General features: G+C 69.8%; 11 protein-coding genes and 2 pseudogenes. 5 read left to right on the top strand and 8 right to left on the bottom strand.

What is annotated here, in order from left to right:
• Nucleotides 1-284: 284 nt before the first annotated feature.
• Complete coding sequence (locus E1166_RS11655; protein WP_207914173.1) at nucleotides 285-818, top strand: site-specific integrase; 534 nt, start codon at nucleotides 285-287, stop codon at nucleotides 816-818.
• Between the two features lie 293 nt (nucleotides 819-1,111).
• Here the strand turns inward: E1166_RS11655 and E1166_RS11660 are convergent, their stop codons facing one another.
• Together E1166_RS11660 and E1166_RS11665 are read right to left on the bottom strand one after the other, a co-directional pair.
• Nucleotides 1,112-1,714 carry a hypothetical protein gene (locus tag E1166_RS11660; protein WP_132338361.1) on the bottom strand — a complete coding sequence of 201 codons (603 nt, stop codon included), beginning with the start codon at nucleotides 1,712-1,714 and terminating at the stop codon, nucleotides 1,112-1,114.
• 639 nt (nucleotides 1,715-2,353) lie between these two features.
• A complete protein-coding gene (locus E1166_RS11665) occupies nucleotides 2,354-2,827 on the bottom strand; it encodes an NUDIX domain-containing protein (protein ID WP_132338363.1) in 474 nt (157 codons plus the stop codon).
• Between the two features lie 153 nt (nucleotides 2,828-2,980).
• Between E1166_RS11665 and E1166_RS31960 the strand changes: the two are divergent.
• Nucleotides 2,981-3,230 (top strand): annotated as a pseudogene (locus E1166_RS31960) (flavin reductase).
• Between the two features lie 415 nt (nucleotides 3,231-3,645).
• On the opposite strand, the gene E1166_RS11675 reads toward E1166_RS31960, so the two are convergent.
• Together E1166_RS11675 and E1166_RS11680 are read right to left on the bottom strand one after the other, a co-directional pair.
• On the bottom strand, nucleotides 3,646-3,903 hold the full coding sequence (locus E1166_RS11675) for a hypothetical protein (protein WP_132338365.1): 258 nt from the start codon (nucleotides 3,901-3,903) through the stop codon (nucleotides 3,646-3,648).
• 5 nt (nucleotides 3,904-3,908) lie between these two features.
• Nucleotides 3,909-11,609, bottom strand: a complete 7,701-nt coding sequence (locus tag E1166_RS11680) for a ricin-type beta-trefoil lectin domain protein (RefSeq protein ID WP_132338367.1) — start codon at nucleotides 11,607-11,609, stop codon at nucleotides 3,909-3,911.
• Nucleotides 11,610-12,059: 450 nt separating this feature from the next.
• Here E1166_RS11680 and E1166_RS11685 point away from each other — a divergent pair, with 450 nt between their 5' ends.
• Nucleotides 12,060-15,191, top strand: coding sequence for a DNRLRE domain-containing protein (locus E1166_RS11685; RefSeq protein ID WP_132338369.1), 3,132 nt, complete (start codon nucleotides 12,060-12,062; stop codon nucleotides 15,189-15,191).
• A 176-nt stretch (nucleotides 15,192-15,367) separates the two neighbouring features.
• Here E1166_RS11685 and E1166_RS11690 read toward each other — a convergent pair whose 3' ends face one another.
• Together E1166_RS11690 and E1166_RS11695 are read right to left on the bottom strand one after the other, a co-directional pair.
• Entirely contained in the window at nucleotides 15,368-16,531 is a 1,164-nt protein-coding gene (locus E1166_RS11690) for an alkaline phosphatase PhoX (RefSeq protein WP_132338371.1), read from the bottom strand.
• A gap of 65 nt (nucleotides 16,532-16,596) precedes the next feature.
• The gene (locus E1166_RS11695; protein WP_132338373.1) at nucleotides 16,597-18,774 is read right to left on the bottom strand and encodes an MMPL family transporter; all 2,178 of its coding nucleotides are present in this window, start codon (nucleotides 18,772-18,774) and stop codon (nucleotides 16,597-16,599) included.
• Nucleotides 18,775-19,058: 284 nt separating this feature from the next.
• On the opposite strand from E1166_RS11695, the gene E1166_RS11700 reads away from it, so the two are divergent.
• Entirely contained in the window at nucleotides 19,059-20,660 is a 1,602-nt protein-coding gene (locus tag E1166_RS11700; protein ID WP_132338375.1) for an NAD(P)/FAD-dependent oxidoreductase, read from the top strand.
• A 7-nt stretch (nucleotides 20,661-20,667) separates the two neighbouring features.
• Here the strand turns inward: E1166_RS11700 and E1166_RS11705 are convergent, their stop codons facing one another.
• The gene (locus E1166_RS11705) at nucleotides 20,668-22,248 is read right to left on the bottom strand and encodes a Rieske 2Fe-2S domain-containing protein (RefSeq protein ID WP_132338377.1); all 1,581 of its coding nucleotides are present in this window, start codon (nucleotides 22,246-22,248) and stop codon (nucleotides 20,668-20,670) included.
• A 273-nt stretch (nucleotides 22,249-22,521) separates the two neighbouring features.
• Here E1166_RS11705 and E1166_RS11710 point away from each other — a divergent pair, with 273 nt between their 5' ends.
• Nucleotides 22,522-22,743 carry a DUF2631 domain-containing protein gene (locus E1166_RS11710; RefSeq protein ID WP_132267044.1) on the top strand — a complete coding sequence of 74 codons (222 nt, stop codon included), beginning with the start codon at nucleotides 22,522-22,524 and terminating at the stop codon, nucleotides 22,741-22,743.
• Between the two features lie 111 nt (nucleotides 22,744-22,854).
• On the opposite strand, the pseudogene E1166_RS11715 reads toward E1166_RS11710, so the two are convergent.
• Nucleotides 22,855-23,184: pseudogene (locus tag E1166_RS11715) on the bottom strand (cell division protein DivIVA); the annotation flags it as partial.

Genomic DNA, 23,184 nt, shown 5'->3' on the forward strand with positions numbered 1-23,184 from the left:
ACACAGTGGATCATAGGGGCCAACAGCCGATTGCGACAGATCTTCGGATAATCCCCGCCGTGGATGCCTGACCCGAACGCCGGGGCATCCGATGAGTGGAAGATCATCTATGCTGCGCGATCGAGTCCACAGCACGAGACATCAAGTGGAGCCCGACACCCGCTTCGGTGGTATGCCCTGGCTGTCGGTTGAGCGGCTGGGCTGCTGGCCTGCTGCGATGGCCTGCGGGTGGTGGGTACTGCTACGGCTGCCGGTGGGGTCTACTCGGCACGCATGACCTTGGCGTGGTCAGTAACGACTCGTCTGAACAGGTCATGGCCCGTGCGTCCGGTGTGGCGGAGTGCCCAGTCCTGTGCGGCCTCTTGCTCGTCGTGAGGGCCGGATTCTGCGTCGCAGCCGGCCGTGACGCAGAACGCCTCGTAGGTGACGAACTCCTCGGCCTCCGCTGGGAAGACCTTGACCTCACCACCGGAACAGCCAGCATCCGCCGCTCACTCCAGCGCACCCGCACCAGCGGCCTCACCCACCTGCCCAAGACCCGCGCCTCCGAACGCCGTATCGCCCTCCCGACCGAATGCCTCCACTCCCTCAAGAAGCACCAGGAACGGCAGGATAAGGAGCGTGAGAGCGCAGGGTCGGACTGGAGAGACAACGGCCTCGTCTTCCCTACCCCGACCGGTGGACCTCTCGACCCGGCCAACCTCACGCGCCGCTTCCGCAGCTTCCTCGACCGCGCCGGACTCCGCCGCATCCGCTTCCACGACCTACGCCACACGACTGCTACCCTGCTCATGAGCAAGGTGTCGACCGTGTCGTGATCAAGGAACTCCTCGGCCACGCCCACATCGGCGTCACCCGCCGGCGTCTACGCCCACGTAAGGCTCCGCCTCCAACGCCAAGCCATCGACACCCTCGGCAACGCCCTCGGCCCGACCGACGACGAACCGGAAGACCCGCCCGTCGCAGCCGTCGTCCGCTGACGTTGCCGTCCCCGTTGCCGTTAAACAGAGAAACCGCCGCTGGCGTTTGGCCAGCGGCGGTTCTCCGTCTGCTCGGAAGGTGCTCGCCGCCGGGGAGGACTAGGCGAACTTATTCGAGAGTCACCCAATCCTTACAGGTTCCCCCGGATTTCTAGCCAGGAACGAACATTGCTTTCAATCTCTTTGTCTTTGAGGTGAGAGCAGACCCACGGGAGAGCGGACAGGATCAGCTCAACATCTTGCAGTTCAGAAAACGCTACCTCACCCGCCAGAGTCACTTCACCGCCAACAGGCGCATAGAATCCCTCACCTGGGTTAAGGTACTCGACTCTCCGAGTTTCCGATTCTGCGATCGCGCGTTCACGCGTGAGGGGAATCTGCTGCAACGCCCACCCTGCAGAACCATCCGGTGTAAGGATCCGCGGGAGGCCGGGAACCGGAGGATCGAATCGCAGGGCAAGCGCTGCGATTCTGAGCATCCAGTAGGCGCCGATCGCAGCCCTAACGCCCCCAAGCTTGACAGCCAGCAGAATGGCCTCTGCAGCAAGGTTGAGATCCTCTGCGCGTCTTTCCGGGGTCACCTCTCGGAAGGGAGAGGCGCTGACCTCCAAGGACTCGAAGATCGATAGCCACCACTGCGGCGAGGTACCGTCAGGGAAGCGACGGGATACCCAGTCGGCAAGCTGCCCTCTGAGGACGCCTCGCATTTCACGGAGATCGGAATCTTCCCTCATTTACGGCGCCCTCCCGCCAAAGTCTCGAATAATGGCGAGCGGAATCCTGATGCCAGCTTGACCGAAGGCATCTACCCCTTGACTGATGAACGAAGCGGCACATTGGGCGCAGGGCGGCGTGTAGTGACCCGTAAAGTTGTCAAACGATGTGACCCTGCCGCCACTTCCGATTGTGATCTGCCCAGCACCGACAACCGGAGATCCACCACTGGCTATCGTGTGATGAATTCCAGGCAAGTCGCGAACGATGTTCAGGTTACCTCGCTCCCCAACCGTCCAGAGATACCTGCCGCCGCCTGCGACTGCCTGCGAGAACTCGGGAGAGCCAGCCGCCATTGCGGACACCCCCTCGAAATCGGCTGCCATCTGCTCGAACGGCAGATCGTACGGCTTGCTATTGGAGACCACGCCATTGCCACAGTTATGGACGAGGACCGGGGTGGCGCCTGCCAGCACATAGTACGTGTGGGATTTTCAGCCCGTCACGCAGTGTGACTTACGTGTTCATGGCGTTTGACCTGGCCTTTTGTGCGTGGCACCAACTCGCCGCATCGAAGCTTATCGGTGTTGACGGTGACGGTGACGGCAACCTGGGGAGACGTCCGCGCCCGCCGGCAGTCAAGGTATCGATGGGCGGCGCTATCCAAGGTAGGGGGTGTCGCGGTGCTCGGCGTGGTGCTGAAGGCGGAGCCGGACCGTGTCGTGGATGGGGATGTGGTCGAACTCGGCGGGGTGGATGAAGCGGACGTCGGTGGATTCGTCGCTGACGGTGATGGTGCCGCCGACCACGCGGGCGAGGTAGGTGATGGTGAACTCTTGCCGGACCTCACCGTCGGGGTAGGCGATGACGTGGTGAGGGTCGGTGTGGATGCCGAGCAGGCCGGTGATCTCGATGTCGAGGCCGGTTTCTTCTTTGACCTCGCGGACGGCGCACTGTTGGAGGGTTTCGCCGATGTCCATGGCACCGCCGGGTAGGGCCCAGTTGCCGGAGTCGGTGCGACGTTGTAGCAGCACGCGGCCGTGGTTGTCCGTGACGATGGCGGCGGCGCCGGGGACGAGGCTGTTCGCGGTGGGGGCGTGCGGGTCGTGGTAGTAGTCGTGCCGGCCGGTCACCGGGTCTCCTTGGGGTAGGCGGTGGTTGTTTGCCAGATCTGTTCGAACTAGTCGGCGTGGGCGGCGAAAATGCCGGGTTGCCGCCGGCCCGGGATGTGGTCGGGTCGGGTGTCGGCGGTGGCCCCTTCCTCCTTCCAACGTTCCGGAGGGGTGGTGGGGTGGGTGTCGGTGCATCAGCCGGTACGGCCGCAGTGGATCTGCGCGGGGCGCGGGGCGGCGTGGCCGTGTCGGACTCGTAAGCGGCAGCTCGTGGCGGAGTTCACCGGGGCGCGGGTGTCGCTGATGCTGCATCTGTCGGCCTAACCTGGTGCAGGCGTGTGAGGACTTGCCGCACACCCCGTCGGGGGTGCTGCACGCGCGGTTCCTCGCCTGGCCACGCTCGGCGGCACTGCGAAACGAGTAGCGGCGCCGACCCGCACGCACGCGCCCACACAACAAGGCGACCGGTCCTGAGCGAACCCGACGGCACCTGAGGCCATGACGATCGCGAGTGCGGTCAAGCCACGACGCGGCAACCGGCCAACGACGCCGCGCCGCTACGCGGCACGCCACCGAGTGACAGACGCGGACTTGGTCAACCAGCTCAAACTCACGCCCTACGAGGGGCTAGGTTGTCGCAGATCCACAGCGTGCCGCGTATCGATACATCGCCATCTTATGCGAGTAGCCGACGGCAACGCTGACGGCAACCCGCACGCACCCACATGCCCGCGTACGCACGTCGTGATGGTGTCGCCACGAAGAGGAGTCGCTCCGTAGCGGCACCATCAGAAGATCATTACGGATCTCTCGCGGCCGTTTTTCTTGCCGCTGCGCCACTATTCAGTGTCGCTGAAATGCCCCGCCAGCCATGCCGCACCCATGTCGGTCAAGCTCCAACGAGGCCCCGTTCCCTTCGGCTCGGAATCGTCTGCCTGGATCAGGTTTTGGTCCGCAAGCCGTCGCAGGTCCGCGATGATCCCGGTCTCAATTTGGGCGCCCCGCCTCCCCAGCTCCAGATCGATGGTGCGAGTGTCCCATCGCCCACCACCATCACGAACGACTTCCAAAGCTAGGCGAGTTGGAATGTTGTTCATTTCAATCACCTTACGCTGGGATGATAGAGATCATTAGGCGCCCCGACCCTCGTTAATCCATAATCATTCAAGGACTGCGTGTGTAGCTGATCCCAGAGTTCATATGAATCGACTTCGGGTTGGCCGGTCCGATATCCAGCCTTCCGATAGAGTACCGACTCGCGCAGCTCGTGTGTGTAGAACCGGAGATCATGAGGAGTGGCTTCCATCTCGCCAGCGGAAATGGACCGCAGGCGATTCAACATGCCTTGTTCTGCCGATTCGAGTGGGCCACCATCGGTAAACCGGAGCAGGTGTTTCTCAACGGCGTCAACGCCATTCGTTTGGATCTTTGCCTTGGTCCAGTCCAATCCTCCGCAGTTGTGTACAAGGACCGGCGTGTTGCCGGCTACCACATAGTACGTGTGGGTGTTGGCGACGGTGAGGTTGTGGACCCGAGCCTGGGGCACGCTCCACCGGTCGATCGCGGTGATCTGCACCAGGGTGCCCGCGCCGGTGCGTAGCCACTGGCCCGAGCGCAGGTCCGTGGCGTGCACCCAGTCGCCCAGCTCCGGCACCCAGAACGGGTGAGCCTCGGTCGCCACCACCTCAGCCGTCGCCGACCCCTCACCGCCGTCGGTGTCCACGGTGACCCGGACCAGGTTCTTGGCGCCCTGGCTCTGGATCGCCGCGGTGACTGTCTCGACCTCGACCCGACCCGACTTCGGATCGGTCACCTTGACCTTGTCACCCGGCTTGACCTTCTCAATCGGCTTACGCGACCCGTCGGCCATCAACACCTTGGTGCCGGGGACGAAGCTGCTCGGCCTGGTGCAGGAATCACCCGCACCACCACCACTGGAACCACCGCTACTACGCGCCGAACCACCCGACGACCCACCAGACTTCGAGCCACCCGACTTCGAGGCGCCGCCAGATGAGGACTTCTTCCCACCGGCGCCGCCCGCCGCGGCCGACGATGCCTTGGGGTTCGACTTCGCCTGCGCCTGCTTCTGCACCGGGTTACCGGTCTTCTTCGCCGCCTGCGCCGCCGCGTTACTCGTCGTGTTGACCTTGTCCACCGGCTTCTTCGCCGCCGCCTGCGCGGCCTTCTTCGCCCGCTCGATCGCCAACTTCTTCGCGTTCAACGCCGCCTGCTCGGCAGCCCGCGCCGCGGCTAACACCACCTCGGCGGCCCGCTTCGCCGCCCGCCACGCCTGGATGGCCTCGATCGTCCGGCCAATGGCCCGCATCACCGCCGGAACCTTGGCGGCCTTCATCCACGGGATCGCACCGAGGATCAGGCTGCCGCACGCCCACATGTCACCGCCGAAGCAGCCCAACGCATCGTTGATCCCGATGAACTCCTTCAGGATGTACCAGGCCGAATCGAGAATCACCGACATCAACGACCGACCCATGTTGGCCTGCGCCTGCGAAACCTGCGCCGCCGACAGGCCCGCACCCGCCAGCGCCGCGGCCATCTCCGAGGCGGTCAGCGCCACCGACAGACCCGTCGGGTCCGAGTGCGTCACCGGGTTGTTGTGCGCGTACGCGTACCCGTTGTTCTGTTGCGGATCAGTCAGATCCAACACCGGATCAGCCGACAGGAACCGACCCACCGACGGGTCGTACAGACGCGCCCCGAGCGGCACGAAGCCGGAGGCGTCGTCCCGGGTCGCGCCGAGGAATCCGGCGTTGGTTTGCATGTTCGCGCCCAGGTCGGCCGCGCCGCGCTGGTTGCCGAACGGGTCCTGCTTGCGGATTCGCACCGGCATCCCCGCCGACAGCCCCACCTCCGCGTACGGGCTGCCCTGGTGGTCACCGGCGACCGCGACCAGGCCGGGTTGGTTGCCGGCGCTGGAGTGGCGGACCACCGCGCCACCCGGGGCGGCGTACGTACGCTGCGCACTGACCACCGCGCCACCCCTGTCCACCGTCACCTGCGACTCGCCCAGGTGCAGGGTGGCCTGTCGGCCCTGGACGGTGAGCAGGCGACTGCCACCCGGCCCGTAGATGTGCCGGGTCTCCAACTGCGGCTCCCACCGCTGGCCGCTGGAGTTGCCGTCACAGGTGGCCAGGACAACCGGGGTCATGTCGGCCGTCGCGCCGTCCCGCACCGCCAGGCAGAGCCCCGAGGCGACATGGGTGAGCTGACCGGTCGAGGAGCGCGTCAGGTGCTGCGCGGCCGAGCGGTCGCACTCCTGCAAGCGCAGCGGCGAGCCGACCGTGCCGGCCTCCGGTTGCAGGCACCAGCCGTCCGGGCCGGAGAGCGTGCCCAGGTTCGGGTTCTTCTGCTGCTCCCCGGGCACCGGGGTGAACGTCCACTTCTGGGCGGTCGTGCCGTTGCACGGGTAGAGCTGCACCGGCTGGTCGTCCTTGGCGAGGCCCTGGTCGAGGTCGAGGCACTTGGCACCAGGGCCGACATACGCGGTGCGACCCTCGCCGCCCTGGCCGGTGATCCGCTCGACCTTGCCGTCGTAGGTCCAGGTCAACTCCTGCTCGTCACCGCTGTGCGAGGTCACCGACCTTGTCTCCCCGGTCAACTCGTACAGCCGCGACACCTCGGAAGTGATCCTCACCTGCTCCGGGGTCGTCCACTCCCGGGTCACCTTGGTCAGGGTGCGGGGCTGGCTGCCGGTGTACTCGTAGCCGGTGGTGATGGCACCCTCGGCCCGCTTGCCGGTGAGGTCGTACTCCACCAGCTTCTTCCGATTGCCGAGCAGGTCGTACTCGTACTCCTGCCAGTAGCCGGTGCCGTCGTTGCCCGCCGACACCGCCGGCGCGCCGAGCGGGCCGGTGGCGCAGGCGCCCTGGTCCGACGACGTCCACGCCGTGCGGAGCTGACCGACGGCGTCGTAGCGGAAGCACTGCCGCTCGGCGGTGCTGGCCGCCCGCTCCCGGATCGCGGTGACGTTGCCCGCGTCGTCGTACGCGTACTCCCGGTTCGACACCAGGGTGCTGCCCGCGAACCGGCCGCCGGTTGCGTCCTTCTGTTCCCGGTGCACCTGCTGCCCGGTGAGCGCGCCGCTGGCGTCGTCGTACGAAGCCGTGGTCCACACCCGGTACGGCTGCGCGCCCAGAGTCGAGCGCAGCACCTGCCCGTACGGCGAGTAGACCGTTTCCGCGCCGTACCAGTCCTGGCCGGACACCGACAACGGCAACCCGTCGGCGGTGTAACGGACCAGGATCTTCTCGGCGGGAAGGTTCCCGACGGCGGGCAGGGTCGACGACTCGGGCTGGCCGGTGTCGGTGAACGAGTACTCGTACCGGTAGGACGAGCGCAGGCCCCAGGTGTCCGCGACGGACTGCGGCAGGGTGAGCGTGGTCGACGTCGGCTGGTAGTCGTCGGAGTAGCCGCCGATGGCCTGGGTGTACGGCAGGCCGTCGGTGTAGCGGGTGGCGGTGGCCGGCAGCCCCTTGCCGCCGGTGACGGTGTCGTAGGTGAACTGGGCCAGCAGGGGGCCGTTGCCGTCACCCAGTCGCTGCTGGGTCGGGCGCGACAACTCGTCGTAGCCGTTCCAGACCGTGACGTTGCGGGCGTTGGTGACGGTGAGCTGCCGGTCCCGGTGGTCGTAGCCGATCCGGGTGGCGCCGGTGTCCGGGTCGGTGGCGACGGTCAGCCGACCCCGCTGGTCGTAGCTCCACGTCCAGGGGCGGTCCTCGTCCGCCGAGTGACGCACGGCCGCCAGCCGGCCCTGCCGGTCGTACTCGTACGACATGGAGGTAAACGCGGTGCGGGCGGCGTCGGTGAAGGTGTCCACCCGGCTGGTGCGGCCCAGGGCGTCGGTGAACATCCGGTACGACGGCGAACCGGCCGGGTTGACCACCGTGGAGTGGTCAGTGCCGTAGGTGTAGGTGGTGGCCCGCTCGGACCTCTCCTGGTCACGCAGGATGGGCAGTTCCTGGACCACCCGGCCCAGGCCGTCGTACCGGTAGCGGGTGATGTTGGGTACAGCGGTGCGGGCCAACGGCACGAACAACTCACCGCGCGGGCCGCCCTCGGCGAGGTAGGCGTTGTAGGTCTCCCACACCTCGCCGGAGCTGTTGTAGAACCGGTCGGTGACCAGCCGGCCGCCGCCGGTGGCCTGTTCCTGGGTCTGGCGTTCCCGGCCCAGGCCGTCGTAGATGGTGACCGAGGTCTGCACCCGGTCCTCGTGACCGCGGCTGAAGGTCGTCACGTACGGCGGCTTGCCCTCGGGGGTGGCGTACTGGGCGCGGAAGTCCGGCACTGCGGTGACCGACGGGGTACGGCCCGGCCCCCATGCCTCCACCAGGCGGCCCAGCGCGTCGTACCGGGCCTCGCTGACCCGACCGTTGGGGTCGATGGTCTTGAGGGTGACGGCCCGGCCCGGATCCAGTTCCTGGACCTGCTCGTGCCGCAGCGAGTTGCGTTCCTTGACGGTGAACGCCTGGCCGGTGGCGGGAACGTAGTCGATGTGCGAGGTCTTGCCGTCCGGGTCGGTACGGGAGGTGACGCGACCGATGTCGTCGATGGCGGTGGTGCCGTCGGACTGGAAGCCCGAGCCGTCGGCCTTCAGCGACCAGGTCTCGCGGACCCGGCCCTTCGTGTCGTCGGCGAGGGCGGCACCGTACGCCTGTTTGTCGTAGGCGACGCGGCCGGCGGAGCTGAGCGTCCTCAGGTCGTCGAAGGTGGCCGCCGCGCAGGTCGTCGGGCTGGTCCGGACCTGCTTGGTCAGGCCGACGAGGTGCTTGCCGGTGTGGTGAAGGTACTCGATGAGGGTGCAGGACTCGTCGTTGTCCCGGGCGGTGTCGCCGAGCGACTCGATTCTGGTGGGCAGGCCATGCGTGTGCTCGTACTCGGTGGCCGTCTTGACCTCGCGATCACCGTCGGATGAGCGGCTGTACGCCACCTGGGTCGGCTCGGTCACCCGCCAGGCGCGCAGCGGGCTGAGGCCGGTCCCCCGCGCTCGGGTGGCGAGCAGGCGCGCCTCCGGGTAGGTGACGCTGCGGGTGAGCCAGTTCGCCTTGAGGTAGGCCGCGTCGGCGCCGGGCTTGGCCTCGGCGTAGGTCAGTTCCTCGGCGATTCGGCCGGCGAAGGGTTCCTCGTCCTGGGCGATCACCTTGCCGGTGATGTCCTTGATCGCCATGCTGTCGCCCAGGCCGCGGAAGTACCGGGTGACCGACATCGTCTGCCGGCTGCCGGTCGCGGCGTCGTTCTCTCCGGTCAGGACGGTGACCTGGTCGAAGCCGGCGAACTGGGAGTAGGTGCGGGTCGACTTCTTGGTGAACTCCTGCTCGGCGAGCTTCCAGCCGGCGGTGCCGTACTCGTACCGGGTGAGGGTGCTGGCGGGGCCGTCCACGGCGGGCAGTTCCTGGACCGATTCCACGACGTACTTGTGGAACCAGTCGATGGCTTCCTTGGCCGGGTCCGGGTGCCAGAAGGCCGGGTAGCAGAGCCGGGTGTTGGCCTTGAGGGGCGCGACGTCCTTCGGGTCCGTGGGCAGTCCGGCGCCGGTGGCGCACCCGCCTGTGGGCTCCTGGTAGGTGACGACGGTCTCACCGCCGTACTCGTTGACGACCCGGCCGATGCGCAGGCGGGAAAAGCCGGGGCGATGGTCGTTGCGGACCCGGTTCGGCATGTCGTCGACGTTGGCCACGAACCGGACCGGGTTGAGGGTGATCCGGTCGCCACCCACGCCGAAGCCGGATCGGGTGATCGACTCCAGCCACAGTGCGGTGTTGGGGCCGGTGCGCAGGACCGGGAAGGACTGCTTGAGCTGGTATTCGTCCACCGTCTGGAGGGTTCGGCTGTCGCGCTGCCGCTGCGCCCAGGTGGTGATCTTCGTGAGCCGCTTGCGGGAGAAGAAGGACGGCGAGGCGTTCCAGCACTTCTGCTTCTCGACGCAGCGCAGGTCGGCGGGGGTGTCGTACCAGATCCGGTACCGGGCCGGATCCTTGCTGGTGAAGTTGGCCTCGGTGCAGGTGATCGTGCCCTCGGTGAAGCAACGTTCGGCGACGTCGAAGGTGACCCGGGCCAGCGGGGCGGCGGAGTAGACGTTGTCGCGGCGCTGCCCGTAGTCGATGCGGGTGAGGTAGCCAGCCCGGTCGTACCTGACCGGGGCCTTGAAGTTGAAGTTCCGCGCGTAGTGGTTGGTCTCCCGGGCCCACCACAGGCTCATCGCGTTGCCGTGCACGTCCTCGACGTAGTCGAGGTTCCACCGCCAGGCCTGGGTGCAGACGGAGCCGGCCCAGTTGCCCTCCTGGTAGCAGGGCTCGTTCGGGTGGTTGCCGTACACCGGGACGGTGAGCACCGAGTTGGTGACCGGGGCGTCGGCGGACCAGCCGGGCAACCGGTTGAGGCCGAAGTGGTACCGGGTGCCGTCGCGGGTCGTGACGATCCAGTGCTCGCCGTCGGCGTCGCCGTTGTCGCGGCCGGTGTCCTCCTCCAGCTGGACCCGGGAGCCGTCGCCGTTGGCGGTGGTCCAGGTGCCGTTGTCGTACACCAGCTCGGTGGTCAGGCCGCCGAGGGAGAGGGTGGCGTTGTCGGAGCCCCAGCAGAGGTCGGCGGTGCGGTGCTTGGTGTTGTTCGCGCCGCTGGTCGCGTCCTGCCGACAGTTGGCGTAGCTGCGGGTGATCGACCCGGCGCTGTAATCCCAGCCGTCGCCGATCCAGGAGGCCTGGTTGTTGGTGGCGGAGGTGCGGCCGTCCACCGACTGCGACGAGTAGCCCAGCGCCACCTTCGGCATCAGCCCACCGGCCGTCTCCGGCACCTGCACCTGGTACGAGTAGGTGAACGCGCCGGAGGAGGAGCCCGCCGCCCAGGAACCCGAGGAGACCAGCGGGGTCGCGGTGAAGTCGCCGGACGCCGAGGCGCCGGTGTCCAGCACGCCGACGACCTTTCCGCCGGCCGCGTCGGCGGCGACACCGGCGGTACGCGCGCCGGCCTGCTGGTCGCGCAACGGGCCGACCGGCAGCGTGCCGGTGACCACCCGACGTACCGGCGCGCCGGCGGCGAGGGTGACGCGGGCGGGTGCGTCGGCGGCGGGCACCAGCGTCACCTCGCTGGAGACCTGAGCCGGGTCCGGGTCGGTCGGTTCGGTGCCGTCGGCGCAGTCCCCGCTGTCGGGGTTGTCGTAGACGCAGTCGGGCAGCAGCATGACGCCGAATCGGTCGGCGGCCTGCGGGCCGTACAGGTCGGCGAAGGGGGTGTAGTCGACGCTGAGGGCGACCTCGGCTTGCGGGTCGGCGGTAGCCGGCGGGGTGATCTTCATGATCAGGCCCGCCACCCCGGCGTCCTGCGAGGCCTCGGGGGCGGCCAGGTCGACGGTCCAGGTGCCGGCGAGGACGGCCGGGTCGCCGCCCTCCGGTACGCCGAGGGCGACCGGCAGGTCGTCCACGGGCCGGGTGTCGCCGGGCTCGACGTCGGTCAGGTCTACCGTGCCGGTGTCCTGCTGCCACGGTTGGACGGCCGTCGGCTGGTACTCGGTGACCTCGGGGACCGGCTCGGTGGTCAAGTCGGTCTGCGCGGCGTTGTCCTGCTCGACCCGATCGGTTGTCGGCAGCTCGGGCAGGTCGACCCGCGCCTCGCGGCTCATGCCCGCGCCGGGCACCGCGAGGGCGGCGGCGGGCAGGCTCGTCGCCGCCAGCGTGGTGGAGAGCGCCAGGACCAGGGCGGTGCGGGCGGGGCGGCCCCACCGGCGGCCCGACTCCGTTCGGGTCCGTCGGCCGGGCGACCGTCGGGACAGCAAACCGGTACCACGCATGCGCGTCGACTCCCACCCAGGCGCGAGAAAGGGAAAGAAGAGATGCGGACGAACCGCGACGGCACGGGCCGGCGACGGCACGTGCGTGAGCACTCTGCGTCAGGGGAGCCTCACGCTCAACCCCGCTCCCGACCATCACCCACCGGTTCAGGTGATCTACGACACAGGATGATCAACGCTGTACGTCACGAAAGCACCGAGCCACACAGAGGCGAGAAATAGTGCTATGTGCTCCTATTGCAGGGCAACAAAAGCCGCGCAAGACCTAATTCGGACGTACCTCCCAGCAACGCCACTTTGGATGTAACAAATCGATAACGTTCGCAGGATGGACGAGACGCCCGGGTGCCGTGCGATCGTGTGGCCTCGTTCTGCCCTGCGACCCACCGGGTCGCCGGCTGGCCGCCTGCGTCGTTCCCTGTCCGCCCGGCCCCACGGGAGTAGACCGCCGTGACCGCGCCTCGCCTGCTCAAGCCCTTCGTGCGTACGCGCACCAGGCTGACCCTCACCCTGGGCGTGCTGCTGGCCGCACTCGTCGCCACTCTGCTGCCGCTGCGGCCCAGCACCGACGCACCCCCCGCGACGGCACCCGCGCCCGCGACGGCACCGCGCGACGAGCCCACCGCCGTGGCCCACGCCGCTCGCACCGGCACGGAGGTGCTGGTGGACACGGCCACCACCGCCACGTCACTGACCTGGGCGCTCCCCGACGGGAAAATGCGCACCAGCGTTCACGCCACCCCGCAGCGGGCCAAGGACGCCAGCGGCCGGTGGGCGAGGCTGGACCCCACCCTGACCCGTGCCGGGAAGTCCACCGGCGGGCTCGACGTCCGCCCGGTCAACGTCCCCATCCCGCTGCGCCTCTCCGGCGGTGGCACGGAGACCGGCGGTGCCGGCGGTGGCACGGGAACCGGTGCCGCCGACACCGTCAGTGTGCTGGCCGAGGTGGACACCGACGGGCACACCATCGCCTACACCTGGCCCGGTCCGTTGCCGGAGCCGGTGCTCGACGGCCCGCGCGCCCTCTATCCCGAGGTGCGCCCCGGCGTCGACCTGCTCGTCGTCGCCCGCGAGGCGGGCGGCTTCGGTCAGCTGCTCATCGTCAAGAACCGCTCCGCCGAGACGGTCCGGGCCGTCGGCGCGCTGACCTACGGCCTACGGTCCGCGACTGCGGTCTTCCGCCACGACCCGACCACCGGCGGGGTGCGGGCCCTCGACCCGGCCGACGGCCGGGAGGTGGCCTCGGTCCCCTCCCCCTTCGTCTGGGACTCCGCCGGACGGGACGTCGAGAACCCGCAGGCGGTGCCGCGTACGTCGGTGGCCACCCCGGAGGACGTACTGCGGCTCTCCGGCCTCGCCGGCAGCGAGCCGGGCGCTCGGCAGGCCCCGATCCCGACCCGCCTGGACGGCGACGGCACCGGTGACGCCCGGCTGCACCTGGACGCCGCGGCCACCGGAATGCTCACCGACCCCACGGTCACCTTTCCCGTCTTCCTCGACCCGACCCTGATCGGCGGCACCCTGGCCTGGGCGACCGTCTACTCGCAACACCCCCGTACCAACACCTGGAACGGCACCAACTTCAACTCCGGCACCTCCGACGCCCGTGTCGGCTACGAGCAGGACACCCCACTGCGGACCCGCTCCTTCTGGCGAATGCGCTACGACAAAGGCGTGAAGGGCGCGACGATCAGCTCCGCCACCTTCAAGGTGATCAACAACCACTCCTGGTCCTGCGAAACCCGCGAGATGCAGCTCTGGCTCACCGGGGCGATCTCCTCCGGCACCACCTGGAAGGCCCAGCCGGGCTGGCTGACGCTGCAACAGAAGAGGTCCTTCGCCCACGGCTACGGCAGCCGCTGCGACGACGACTACGTCAGCTTCGACGTGAGAAACGCTGCCCAGAAGGGTGCCGACGACGGCCTGACGAACCTCACCTTCGGTATGCGGGCCACCAGCGAGTCCGACACCGAAACCTGGCGCAAGTTCAAGGCCACCAGCGCCGAACTCACCGTCGTCTACAACCGGCCGCCGGCCGAGCCGACCAACGGCACCACCTCACCGGGTGGCGCCTGCGTGCCCGGGCCCGGTAACGGCGTCACCGTCGCCCGGTCCAACCTGGTGCTCTCGGCGACCGGCACCGACCCCGACCACAACCTCAAGGCGCTGCGCTTCCGGTTCTGGAAAAACGGCACCACCGCGCCGGCCGGCACCCTGGTCACCCCCACCAGCGCCGGCCGGGCCAGCCTGACCATCCCCGCGAGCACCCTGGAGGACAAGGTTGTCTACTCCTGGGACGTCCGGGGTGAGGACACCGCCGGCGAGACGTCGTCGTACTTCCCGCCGGGCAACGAGCCGTGCCGGCTCACCGTCGACGCCTCGGCGCCGGCGGCGCCAGACGTGACGAGCGAGGTGTTCAAGGAGGCCACCGGCGACGGCGCAACCTGGGCCACGGTGCCGTTCGGCAAGACCGGCGCGGTCACCTTCACCGCCGCCGGGGCAACCCGGTTCAGCTACTCGCTCGGGGGCGTCGGCAGCGTGCCGGTGACCGCCACCAACGGCACCGCCACCGTGCCGGACCTGAAGCCACGGCATTCTGGCCCCAACACCCTTGAGGTTTACGCCTACGACGCCGTCGGCAACCGCAGCCTCCGTACCGACTACACGTTCTACGTGCCGCCCGCCGACCGGGCGGACGGACCCGGCGACACCGGTGGCGACGGAATCCCCGACCTGCTCGTGGTGGACTTCGCGGGCAACCTGCGCAGCTACCCCGGTGACGAGGGCGGCGACCTGCACACCCCGCTCACCGGCTCGTACTCCGCGAACCGGGCGCTCAACCCGCCGGGCCACTGGCGGCTACGTACCGGCGAGGCCACGCTGATCACCAAGTACGCGGACACCTACCCGGGCGACGGCAACACCGATCTGTTCGCCCGTACTCCGGACGGCGGCTTCTGGCTCTACCCCGGCGACGGATACGGCAGCTTCCCGGTCGACCGGCGGCTGCGGGTGCTGCTGCCGGCCAGCACGCCGGACCTGCCGGCCCCGGCGACCTGGAGCCAGATCAAGGCGGTCGGTGACCTCGACGGTGACCGACTGCCGGAGCTGGTCGTCCGCTCCGGGTCACAGTTCTGGGTGCTGGGTGGTTACACCGGGGCGAGCTTCGGGTCGGCAACCCTGATGGACGGCACCGCATGGGCCCGCCGCGAGGTGGTCAACATCGCCGACGTCGACCTGGACGGCACCCCGGACCTGCTCTGGCGCAACCTCGACAACGGCAACATGTACCTGCGGCACGGCAAGCCCGGCGCGGTCGCCGGCAGTGTCGACCTGAACTCGCTCAAGCAGGCCGCCAACTCCCGCCAGGGGGACGTCTCCTACGGGACGGGTTGGTCGGAGGCGGCGATCACCGCGCTCGTCGGCATCCCCGACGTGAACGGGGACCGGGTGCCCGACTTTTGGGCCCGTTTCGCCTCCGACGGGAAGCTGCGGGTCTACCACCCGTCCGGCACCAACACCGGGCAGCCGGTGAAGATCGTCGTCGAGCAGGACTGGGCGCTCGTCCGCTCCTTCGGCTGACCCGGTGCCGACCATGGGCGGCAGCGGGCCGGGATCTCTCGCTGCACGCCACCGCGATGACCTTCTACGGGGGGATCGCGGTGGTGCCCGTGGCCCTGCTCGCGAACTGGTTGACCTCGCTGGTGCTCGGCGTTAAAGGGTCCGACGCCAGGCGACAGGAGCGATCGGATCGGAGGTCAGCGGCGGAACGGGCCGGTCACCTCGTAGGTGACGCCGCCGCTGCCGGCGGCGCTGCCGCTGGTGCCGCGTTGGGAGGAGAAGTACAGGCGGGTGCCGTCGGGCGAGAATGCCGGCCCGGTGATCTCCGACGACGGGTGACCGAGCAGACGCAGGAACGGGGTGACCACGCCCGCCGGCGTGATCATGTTGATCTCCATGTTGTCGCCGTCCTCCGCCACGTAGAGGTCACCACCGGCGGTGCCGGTGATGTTGTCGACTCCGACCAGTGGGGCGGCCCCGGCCGGAACCAGCGAGTCGTCGTACGCCAGGTCGAGGCGCTGATGGACGGCGTCGTACGCCCACACCCGGTTGTCGCCCTTCGTGGTGAACCAGCAGGTGCCCCGGTCGTACCAGCAGCCCTCCCCGCCGTCGAAGTGCCGGGCCGCGCCGAGCTGGTGCCGGATGGCGACCGGGAAACCGTCCCGGTCGGGGACGTCACGCCAGGTCACCGGGCCGGTCACCGGCTCGGCCGGGGCGCAGAGCACCTGCAGGCGGCCGGTACGCAGGTCTGTCCAGGTGTCCGGCACGAAGCGGTAGAAGCAGCCGTCCTTCTCGTCCTCGGTCAGGTAGACCACCTGGCGGTCCGGGTCGCAGGCGGCGGCCTCGTGCGTGAACCGGCCCATCCGGCTGCGCGCCTCGGCGCTGCGGCTGCCGTCCGGCCAGGTCTCGAAGACCTGCCCGAGCGGGGTCTCCTCACAGGAGAGCCAGGTGCCCCACGGGGTCGCGCCGCCCGCGCAGTTCATGGTGGTCCCGCCGAGGATCCCGTACGCCGCCGCGATCGAGCCGTCGGCGCGGAAGCGCACCGCCGACGCCCCGCCGGCGAGCGGGATCTCCGAGTTCGACACGTAGATCCAGCCGGTGCCGGCCGGGTAGCAGGCGCCACCGTCGGGCGCCCAGTGCCACAGGTAGGAGGTGCCGGGGACGAGCTGTCCGGAGCGGGCGATCACCCGGCTGGTGAACCCGGCGGGCAACTGGAGGCCGTTGGTGTCGGCGGGCAGCAGTTCCCCGTACGGGCCGGGACCGGGCTGGGCGGGGGCGGCGAGCGCGGCGTCCGCCCAGAGGCTGCCGCAGAAGGCGGCGCCACCGGCGACGGTGGCGCGCAGGACGGTACGACGATCCATCGGAACCTCCCGGAGACGATCGATGCCCCGCCGGCACAGAGCCGACGGGGCATCGACAATAGTCGCTACCGGAGGGGATGGGGACTCTCCGGCGCGGTCGGCGTCGGTTCGTCGGACTCGCGCAGCCCGTAGCGGGCGTAGAAGCGGGCCAGCGGGGCGGGCGCCCACCAGTTCCAGCGCCCGAGCAGACGCATGGTGGCCGGCACCAGCAGGGCCCGGACCAGGGTCGCGTCGACCACGATCGCCACGATCATGCCGACACCGATCAGCTTGACGTTGAGCATCCCACCGGTGGTGAAGCCGGCCACCACGATGATCAGCAGCAACGCGGCGGCGGTGATGATCCGGCCGGTACGTTGCAGCCCGACCGCCACCGCCGCGGTGTTGTCGCCGGTGCGGTCCCACTCCTCGCGGACCCGGGAGAGCAGGAACACCTCGTAGTCGGTGGCCAGCCCGAAGAGGACGGCGAGCATCAGGATCAGGTTGCTCGGTTCGACGAACCCGGTGGGGGTGAAGCCGAGCAGGTCGGCCAGGTGCCCGTCCTGGAAGATCCAGACCACCACGCCGAACGACGCGCCGATCGACAGCAGGTTCATCAGCACCGCCTTGACCGGCAGCACCAGCGAACCGAAGGCGAGGAAGAGCAGCAGCAGGATCGCCCCGGCCATCAGCAGCGCCATCCACGGCAGCCGCTCGCCCAGGGTCGCCAACAGGTCCACGTCGGCTGCCGGCCGCCCACCGACCAGCACCTGCGCTCCGGCCGGGGCGGACAGGTCGCGCAGCGCGCGTACCACGTCCCGGGCCTCGGTCCCGGTCGGCTCGCCCCGGTAGTTGACCGCGAGCAGCGTCGACGGCCCCGTGCTCGCCGCGACCTGCACCCCGGTCACCCCGGGCACCGCCGCGACCCGGTCGGCGAACGGCCGCACCGCCTCGGCGGACAGGCCGGAGACCAGCACGTCGATCGGGGCGACGGTGCCGCCCGGGAAGTCGTCGGCGATCCGCTCGGCGACCACCCGGGGCTCGGCGTCGGCCGGCAGCACCCGCTCGTCGACCCCGCCGAAGGAGATCCGCAGGAACGGCGTGGCCAGGACCGCCAGCAACACCGCGACCCCGATCAGGTACCGCGCCGGGCGGCGCATCACGCTGTGCGCGATCCGGGCCCAGGCTCCGCCGTCGGCGGCCTCCGCCGACCCACCGGCCTTCGTCCGCCGCCGCCACGGCAGCGGTACGCGCACCGCGTCGATCCGCGGGCCGAGCACCGCCAGCAGGGCCGGCAGCACGGTCAGTGCCGCCAGCATGGCGACCAGGACCGCGGCCATCCCACCGAGGCCCATGGACCGCAGGAACGGCTGCGGGAAGATCAGCAGGCTGGCCATGGCGAGCGCGACGGTGAGCCCGGAGACCAGGACCGTCCGGCCGGCGGTGAGCATGGTGCGCCGGATCGCCTCGGCCGGGGTGTGTCCGGCGGACATCTCCTCCCGGAACCGGCTCACCACGAAGAGGGCGTAGTCCACGGCCATGCCGAGGCCGATCAGGGTGATCACGTTGATCGCGAAGATCGACACGTCGGTGAAGAGGTTGACCAGGCGGACCGCGACGAAGGCGCCGAGGATGGCCAGCCCGCCGACGAGCAGCGGGGTGCCGGCGGCGACCAGCCCGCCGAAGATCAGCACGAGCAGCACCAGCAGCACCGGCATGGAGAACAGCTCGGCGCGGGTGACGTCCTCGGTACTCTGGACCGTCGCCGCCTCCTGGAACGCGACCAGGCCACCCACCTCGGTACGCAGGCCGGGCGCGTCCAGCGCGGGGCGCAGCGAGGCGAACTGCGCGGAACGGGCGTCCTCGTCGGCCCCGGTGAGCTGCACCACCGCGTACGTGGCTCGGCGGTCGGCGGCCACCAGGGCCGGGGCGGGCGCGTCGTACCAGGTGGTCACGGCGGCGACCTCGGGACGCTGGCGCAGCGCCGCCACGGTGCCGGTGACCGGATCACGGAAGGCCGGCTGCTCGACGGTCGCGGTGTCGCTGGACCAGAGCACGATCACGTCGGCGCCCTGCCGGCCGAGTTCGGCGGTCACCCGCTGGGCGGTCCGGCTGGACTCGCTGGCCGGGTCGTCGAAGCCGCCCCCACTCAACGTCCCGAACACCCCGACACCCCAGGTGGAACCGACCACCACCAGCGCCGCGGCGGCAGCCAGCACCGCCCACCGGGCGCGCACCACCACGCGTCCCCACCAGTCGAACATCCCCCGCTCCCCTCATCGACCGTCACGGCCGTGCCGTCGACCCGGCCTCGCAGTGATCGGCGTCAACTATCGCAAGGCCGTTCGCGTCCGGTGCGGCGGGCCGGATACCGCCCGCTCCGCCTGCGCCCGGTCGCGGCGGGCGGATGGAGGGGTCTCTTCGTTTGCGCCGTCATGCGGTGTCCGGGACGGCGGTCGCCACGATCTGGCGCAGGTTGAGTGGATCATTGGCCTCCCGGCGCCGAACGCCTCCCGCGCGGAGCCCGACGGCACTAGGCTGGCCGGGCATGAGCGAAGCGAGTGACCTGCCGGCCCGCGCCGACGCCGTGGTCGTCGGCGCCGGCCACAACGGGCTGGTCTGCGCCACCCTGCTGGCCCGCGCCGGTCTGACGGTGCTGGTGCTGGAGGCCGCCGACGTGATCGGCGGCGCCACCCGCACCGAGAACCCGTTCCCGAAGGTGCCCGGGCTGCGCCACTCCACCGGGTCGTACCTGCTCGGGCTGATGCCGCCGGAACTGCTCGCCACGCTCGACGTGCGCATCCCGGTGCTGCGCCGCGACCCGCACTACTTCCTGCCCACCCCGGGCGGCCCCGGCGCGCCGTACCTGCTCTTCGGCAGCGACACCGCGGCCACCCGGCAGCAGCTCGCCCAGATGTTCTCCCCCGCCGACGTGGCCGCCGACGACGCGCTCCAGGCCGAACTGGCCGCGCTGCGCACGGACCTGGCTCCGGCCTGGCTGGCCGAACCGCTGCCGGTGCAGGAGACCGCCGAACGCTACGTCCGCCCCGCCCTGCGACAGGTCTTCGTCGACCTGGTCCGCGGCTCGGTCGCCGACCACCTGGCCCGCTTCGAGTTCCGCTCCGAGCTGCTGGTCAGCATGTACGCCGTGACCGACGGGCTGTCCGGCGTCAACGCCGGCCCGGACGACCCCGGCACCGGGCACAACTTCCTGGTGCACAACATGTGCCGGCTGCCCGGCTCGGACGGCACCTGGATGATCGCCGAGGGCGGCATGGGCACGGTGTCCCGGATCTTCGCCGACGCCGCCCGCGCCGCCGGCGCCGACCTGCGCACCGATACGCCGGTCACCGCGATCACCCTCGACGGCGGGGCGGCCAGCGGGGTGGTGCTCGCCGACGGCCGGCAGGTCGCCACCACCGTGGTGGTGGGGGCCTGCGACCCGTACCGGCTGATCGCGCTGCTGCCCGACGGCGCGCTCCCGGCAGGGCTCGGCGCGCGGATGGCGGCGGTCCGCCGCCCCGGCACCACCCTCAAGCTCAACCTGGCGCTGACCGGGCTACCCCGGTTCTCCTGCCTGCCGTCGGGCGCGCCGAGCCCGTTCGGCTCCACCATCCACCTGCTTCCCGGCTCATCCTCGCTGGTCGACGGCGGCGGCGCGGCACCGATGGCGGCGCTGCGCGCGATGTGGGCGGACGTGCGGGCCGGCCGGCTGCCGGCGGAGCCGACCATCGAGTGGTACCTGCACACCACCGTCGACCCGTCGCTGGCCGACGACGCCGGGCACCACTCGTCGGCGTTGTTCGTCCAGTCGGTCCCCTACGAACTGGCCGGCACCACCTGGGACGAGGCGCTGCCCGGCTACGTCTCCCGGCTGGTCGACATCTGCGAACGGTACGCCCCGGGCACCGCCGACCTGATCGCCGACGCGGTGCCGCTGCCCCCGCCCGGCATCGAGCGGCACTTCGGCATCACCGGCGGGCACATCCACCACGTCGACAACACCGTGTCGTTCACCGACCGGATGCCATACGCCACCGGCGTCGACGGCGTCTACGCGGGCAGCGCCGGCTGCCACCCGGCCGGCAGCGTCATCGGGGCCGCCGGCCACAACGCCGCCCAGCGGATCCTCGCCGACCTGGGCCGCTGACCTCCCGTCAGCCGGCCGCCCCGCCAGCGGGGGCCGGCGTGTTCGCGTCGGCGCGGTGGGCGCGGATCTTGTGGCCAACGCTGGTCAGGCACCGGCCGCTGGACAGGTCGAACTTCCAACCGTGCAGCTGGCAGGTGAGCTGGTCACCCTCGACGATGCCGAACCGGGTCAGGTCCGCCTTCAGGTGCGGGCAGCGGCGCTGCACCACCCAGTCGCCGAGGGTGATGTCCTCGGCGTCACTGACCCGCTCGTGCTCGTCGTACCAGCCCTCGGCGTACTGGAGGCGCTCGGTGGAGAGGCACTTGAAGAAGGCGTAGACGAACTCGTTGTACTGGCCGATCCGGGCCGCCGAGAAGCGGCAGGACAGGAAGAGCGAGTTCACCCAGTCCACCTCGCCGATGTACAGCAGGTGCTCGACCAGCGCCCGCTCGGTACGGAACCGGTAGCGCACCTTCTCGTCGGCGTACCGGCGGACCTCCTTGCCGGGGAAGTCCACCACGATCGATTCGACGCTTTCACCGTCGTAGCCGACCAGGTCGAAGCGGACCGGGCCGCCGACCCCCTTGGCCAGGTAGATCGACTCGTCCAGCAGCGGCTCGATCCGGCGCTTCATCTCGGCGAGCACGTCCACCTCGGGGTGCCGCCAGGACGCCTTCTCCGCCTCGATGACGCCGCGCTTGCGCTCCCGCATCTCCTCCAGGTGCGCGACCTTGTTGGCGAAGAACTCCTCGACCGGCACCGGGTGGGTGGTCTCGCAGGACTCCGTGCTGATCTCGGCGACGCTGCCGGGCAGCAGCACGACGCCGTTGGTGCCGCCGACCTTGGCGTACTCGGAGAGGAACACCGACTGGTCGGGGAAGATGTTGCCCTCGTCGCCGTGGATGTCGTTGAACTGCCACAGCGCGTCGTCGAGGAAGCAGGGCGGGCCGGCGATCGGGAATACGTGGTCGGCCTTCAGGTCGTCGATGTAGCGCCAGGTGCGGTCGAACTGCCGGTCCCGCTTCTGCTTGCCGAACGCGGTCTTCGCCGCCTGCGGCAGCTCGTACACCATCGGGTACCAGATCGCGCCGGAGAACTGCAACATGTGCGCGTGCACGTGGCCCAGCTCGGCGAAGACGCTGAGGTCGCTCGGGCGGGCGTCGTTCTGGTTGAGCAGCCGCACCCCGTCGTACTCCACCCACAGCGAGGAGTCACCGATCGGACCGTCGGTCGGGCTGGTCAACGCCTGGATCATGATTTTCAGGCCACCGTCCAGCTCGACGACCTGCTCGTTCGGCGCCTTGAGGAACTTCGTGAAGCCCAACTCCCGCAGCTCGTCCTCCATCTCCGAGGTGGGAAACTCGGGCAGCAGGACGGTGGCGTCCTTCGACACGTACCGCCGCAGGTGGGCGGCGTCGAAATGGTCCCGGTGCAGGTGCGAGACGTACAGGTAGTCGACCTGGCCCAGGGTCTCCCAGTCGAGCAGGGAATTGTCCGGGAAAGGAAACCACGAGGCGAAGTAGGCGGGATTGACCCACGGATCGCACAGGATGCTGCCCGCGGCCGTGTCGATCCGCATGCTGGCATGTCCCGTACCGGTCACTCGCACCGCAGTCCCCCTCGCACAAGGCAATCCAAGGTGTACGTCGAAGACGCTACCGGAGGCGCCGCGTCCGTCGTCCCGCGACGCCGGTAGTGCCCGTCCTGCCGGAGGTCCACCGGACTTTCGCGGACCTCCCGCGGAACTCCCGTGGACTCCGGCGGACCGGAGCGCGGCCGGCGGTTCCCGGTGGCGTACCGCCATCAGGGCGGACCCCGCACCGGCCCCGGTGCGGGGCGTGCCAGACTACTCGGAGATCCGATCGCGAGGGAAGGACCGACAGTGGCAGGAAGCGAGCCGGTAACCGCGCCAGATCAGCACAAGCCCGGGCACCGCAAGTCCGGGCGCATCGGCGCGGTGCTCTCCGCGCTGGCGCTGCTGGCGATGCTCTGCGGCAACCACGAGGGCAGGGTCGAGGACCTCTGGCTGGTCGGTCTGGCCGCGCTGCTGCTGGCGATCGTCATCGGCGACGCGGTGCTGCGCCGCAACGGCCTGCGCTCCTGACCCCGCGCGTCGGGGCGCCCAGACGCCGGGCTCACCGCGCGGGCGACGACGCACGATCACGAGGGCCCGCCCCCACCGGGAGCGGGCCCTCGTGCATGTCGAGCCGGCCGGTCAGCGACCGAGCAGAATGTCCTGTACGTCCTTGAGAGCGGCGTCGACCTCGGCCTCGAAATAGCCACCCGGCACCAGCCCGAACCGCAGAGTGTCCAGGTCACGCGGATTCACCGGCATCGGGTTACGGCCCTGCATCCCGCCGAGCAACGCCTCGAAGAAGCGGTCGACCTGGTCCGGGTCGTACCCGCTGCCGAAGCGCCGCACCTGGAAACTGCGGCGGATCTGGTCCACCCGGTACAGGTCGCTGCCGGGCGGGCCGGCCATCGGCGGACCCACCATCGGTGGACCGGACATGGGCGGGCCGGACATGGGCGGGCCAGACATGGG

Source organism: Micromonospora sp. KC213, assembly GCF_004348325.1.
Classification (GTDB): domain Bacteria; phylum Actinomycetota; class Actinomycetes; order Mycobacteriales; family Micromonosporaceae; genus Micromonospora.

Excerpts from the sequence above, each read along its gene's own strand:
- E1166_RS11660 (WP_132338361.1), bottom strand. The coding sequence starts at position 1,714 with ATGAGGGAAGATTCCGATCTCCGTGAAATGCGAGGCGTCCTCAGAGGG.
- E1166_RS11700 (WP_132338375.1), top strand. The coding sequence starts at position 19,059 with ATGAGCGAAGCGAGTGACCTGCCGGCCCGCGCCGACGCCGTGGTCGTC.
- E1166_RS11690 (WP_132338371.1), bottom strand. The coding sequence starts at position 16,531 with ATGGATCGTCGTACCGTCCTGCGCGCCACCGTCGCCGGTGGCGCCGCC.
- E1166_RS11695 (WP_132338373.1), bottom strand. The coding sequence starts at position 18,774 with ATGTTCGACTGGTGGGGACGCGTGGTGGTGCGCGCCCGGTGGGCGGTG.
- E1166_RS11680 (WP_132338367.1), bottom strand. The coding sequence starts at position 11,609 with ATGCGTGGTACCGGTTTGCTGTCCCGACGGTCGCCCGGCCGACGGACC.
- E1166_RS11675 (WP_132338365.1), bottom strand. The coding sequence starts at position 3,903 with ATGAACAACATTCCAACTCGCCTAGCTTTGGAAGTCGTTCGTGATGGT.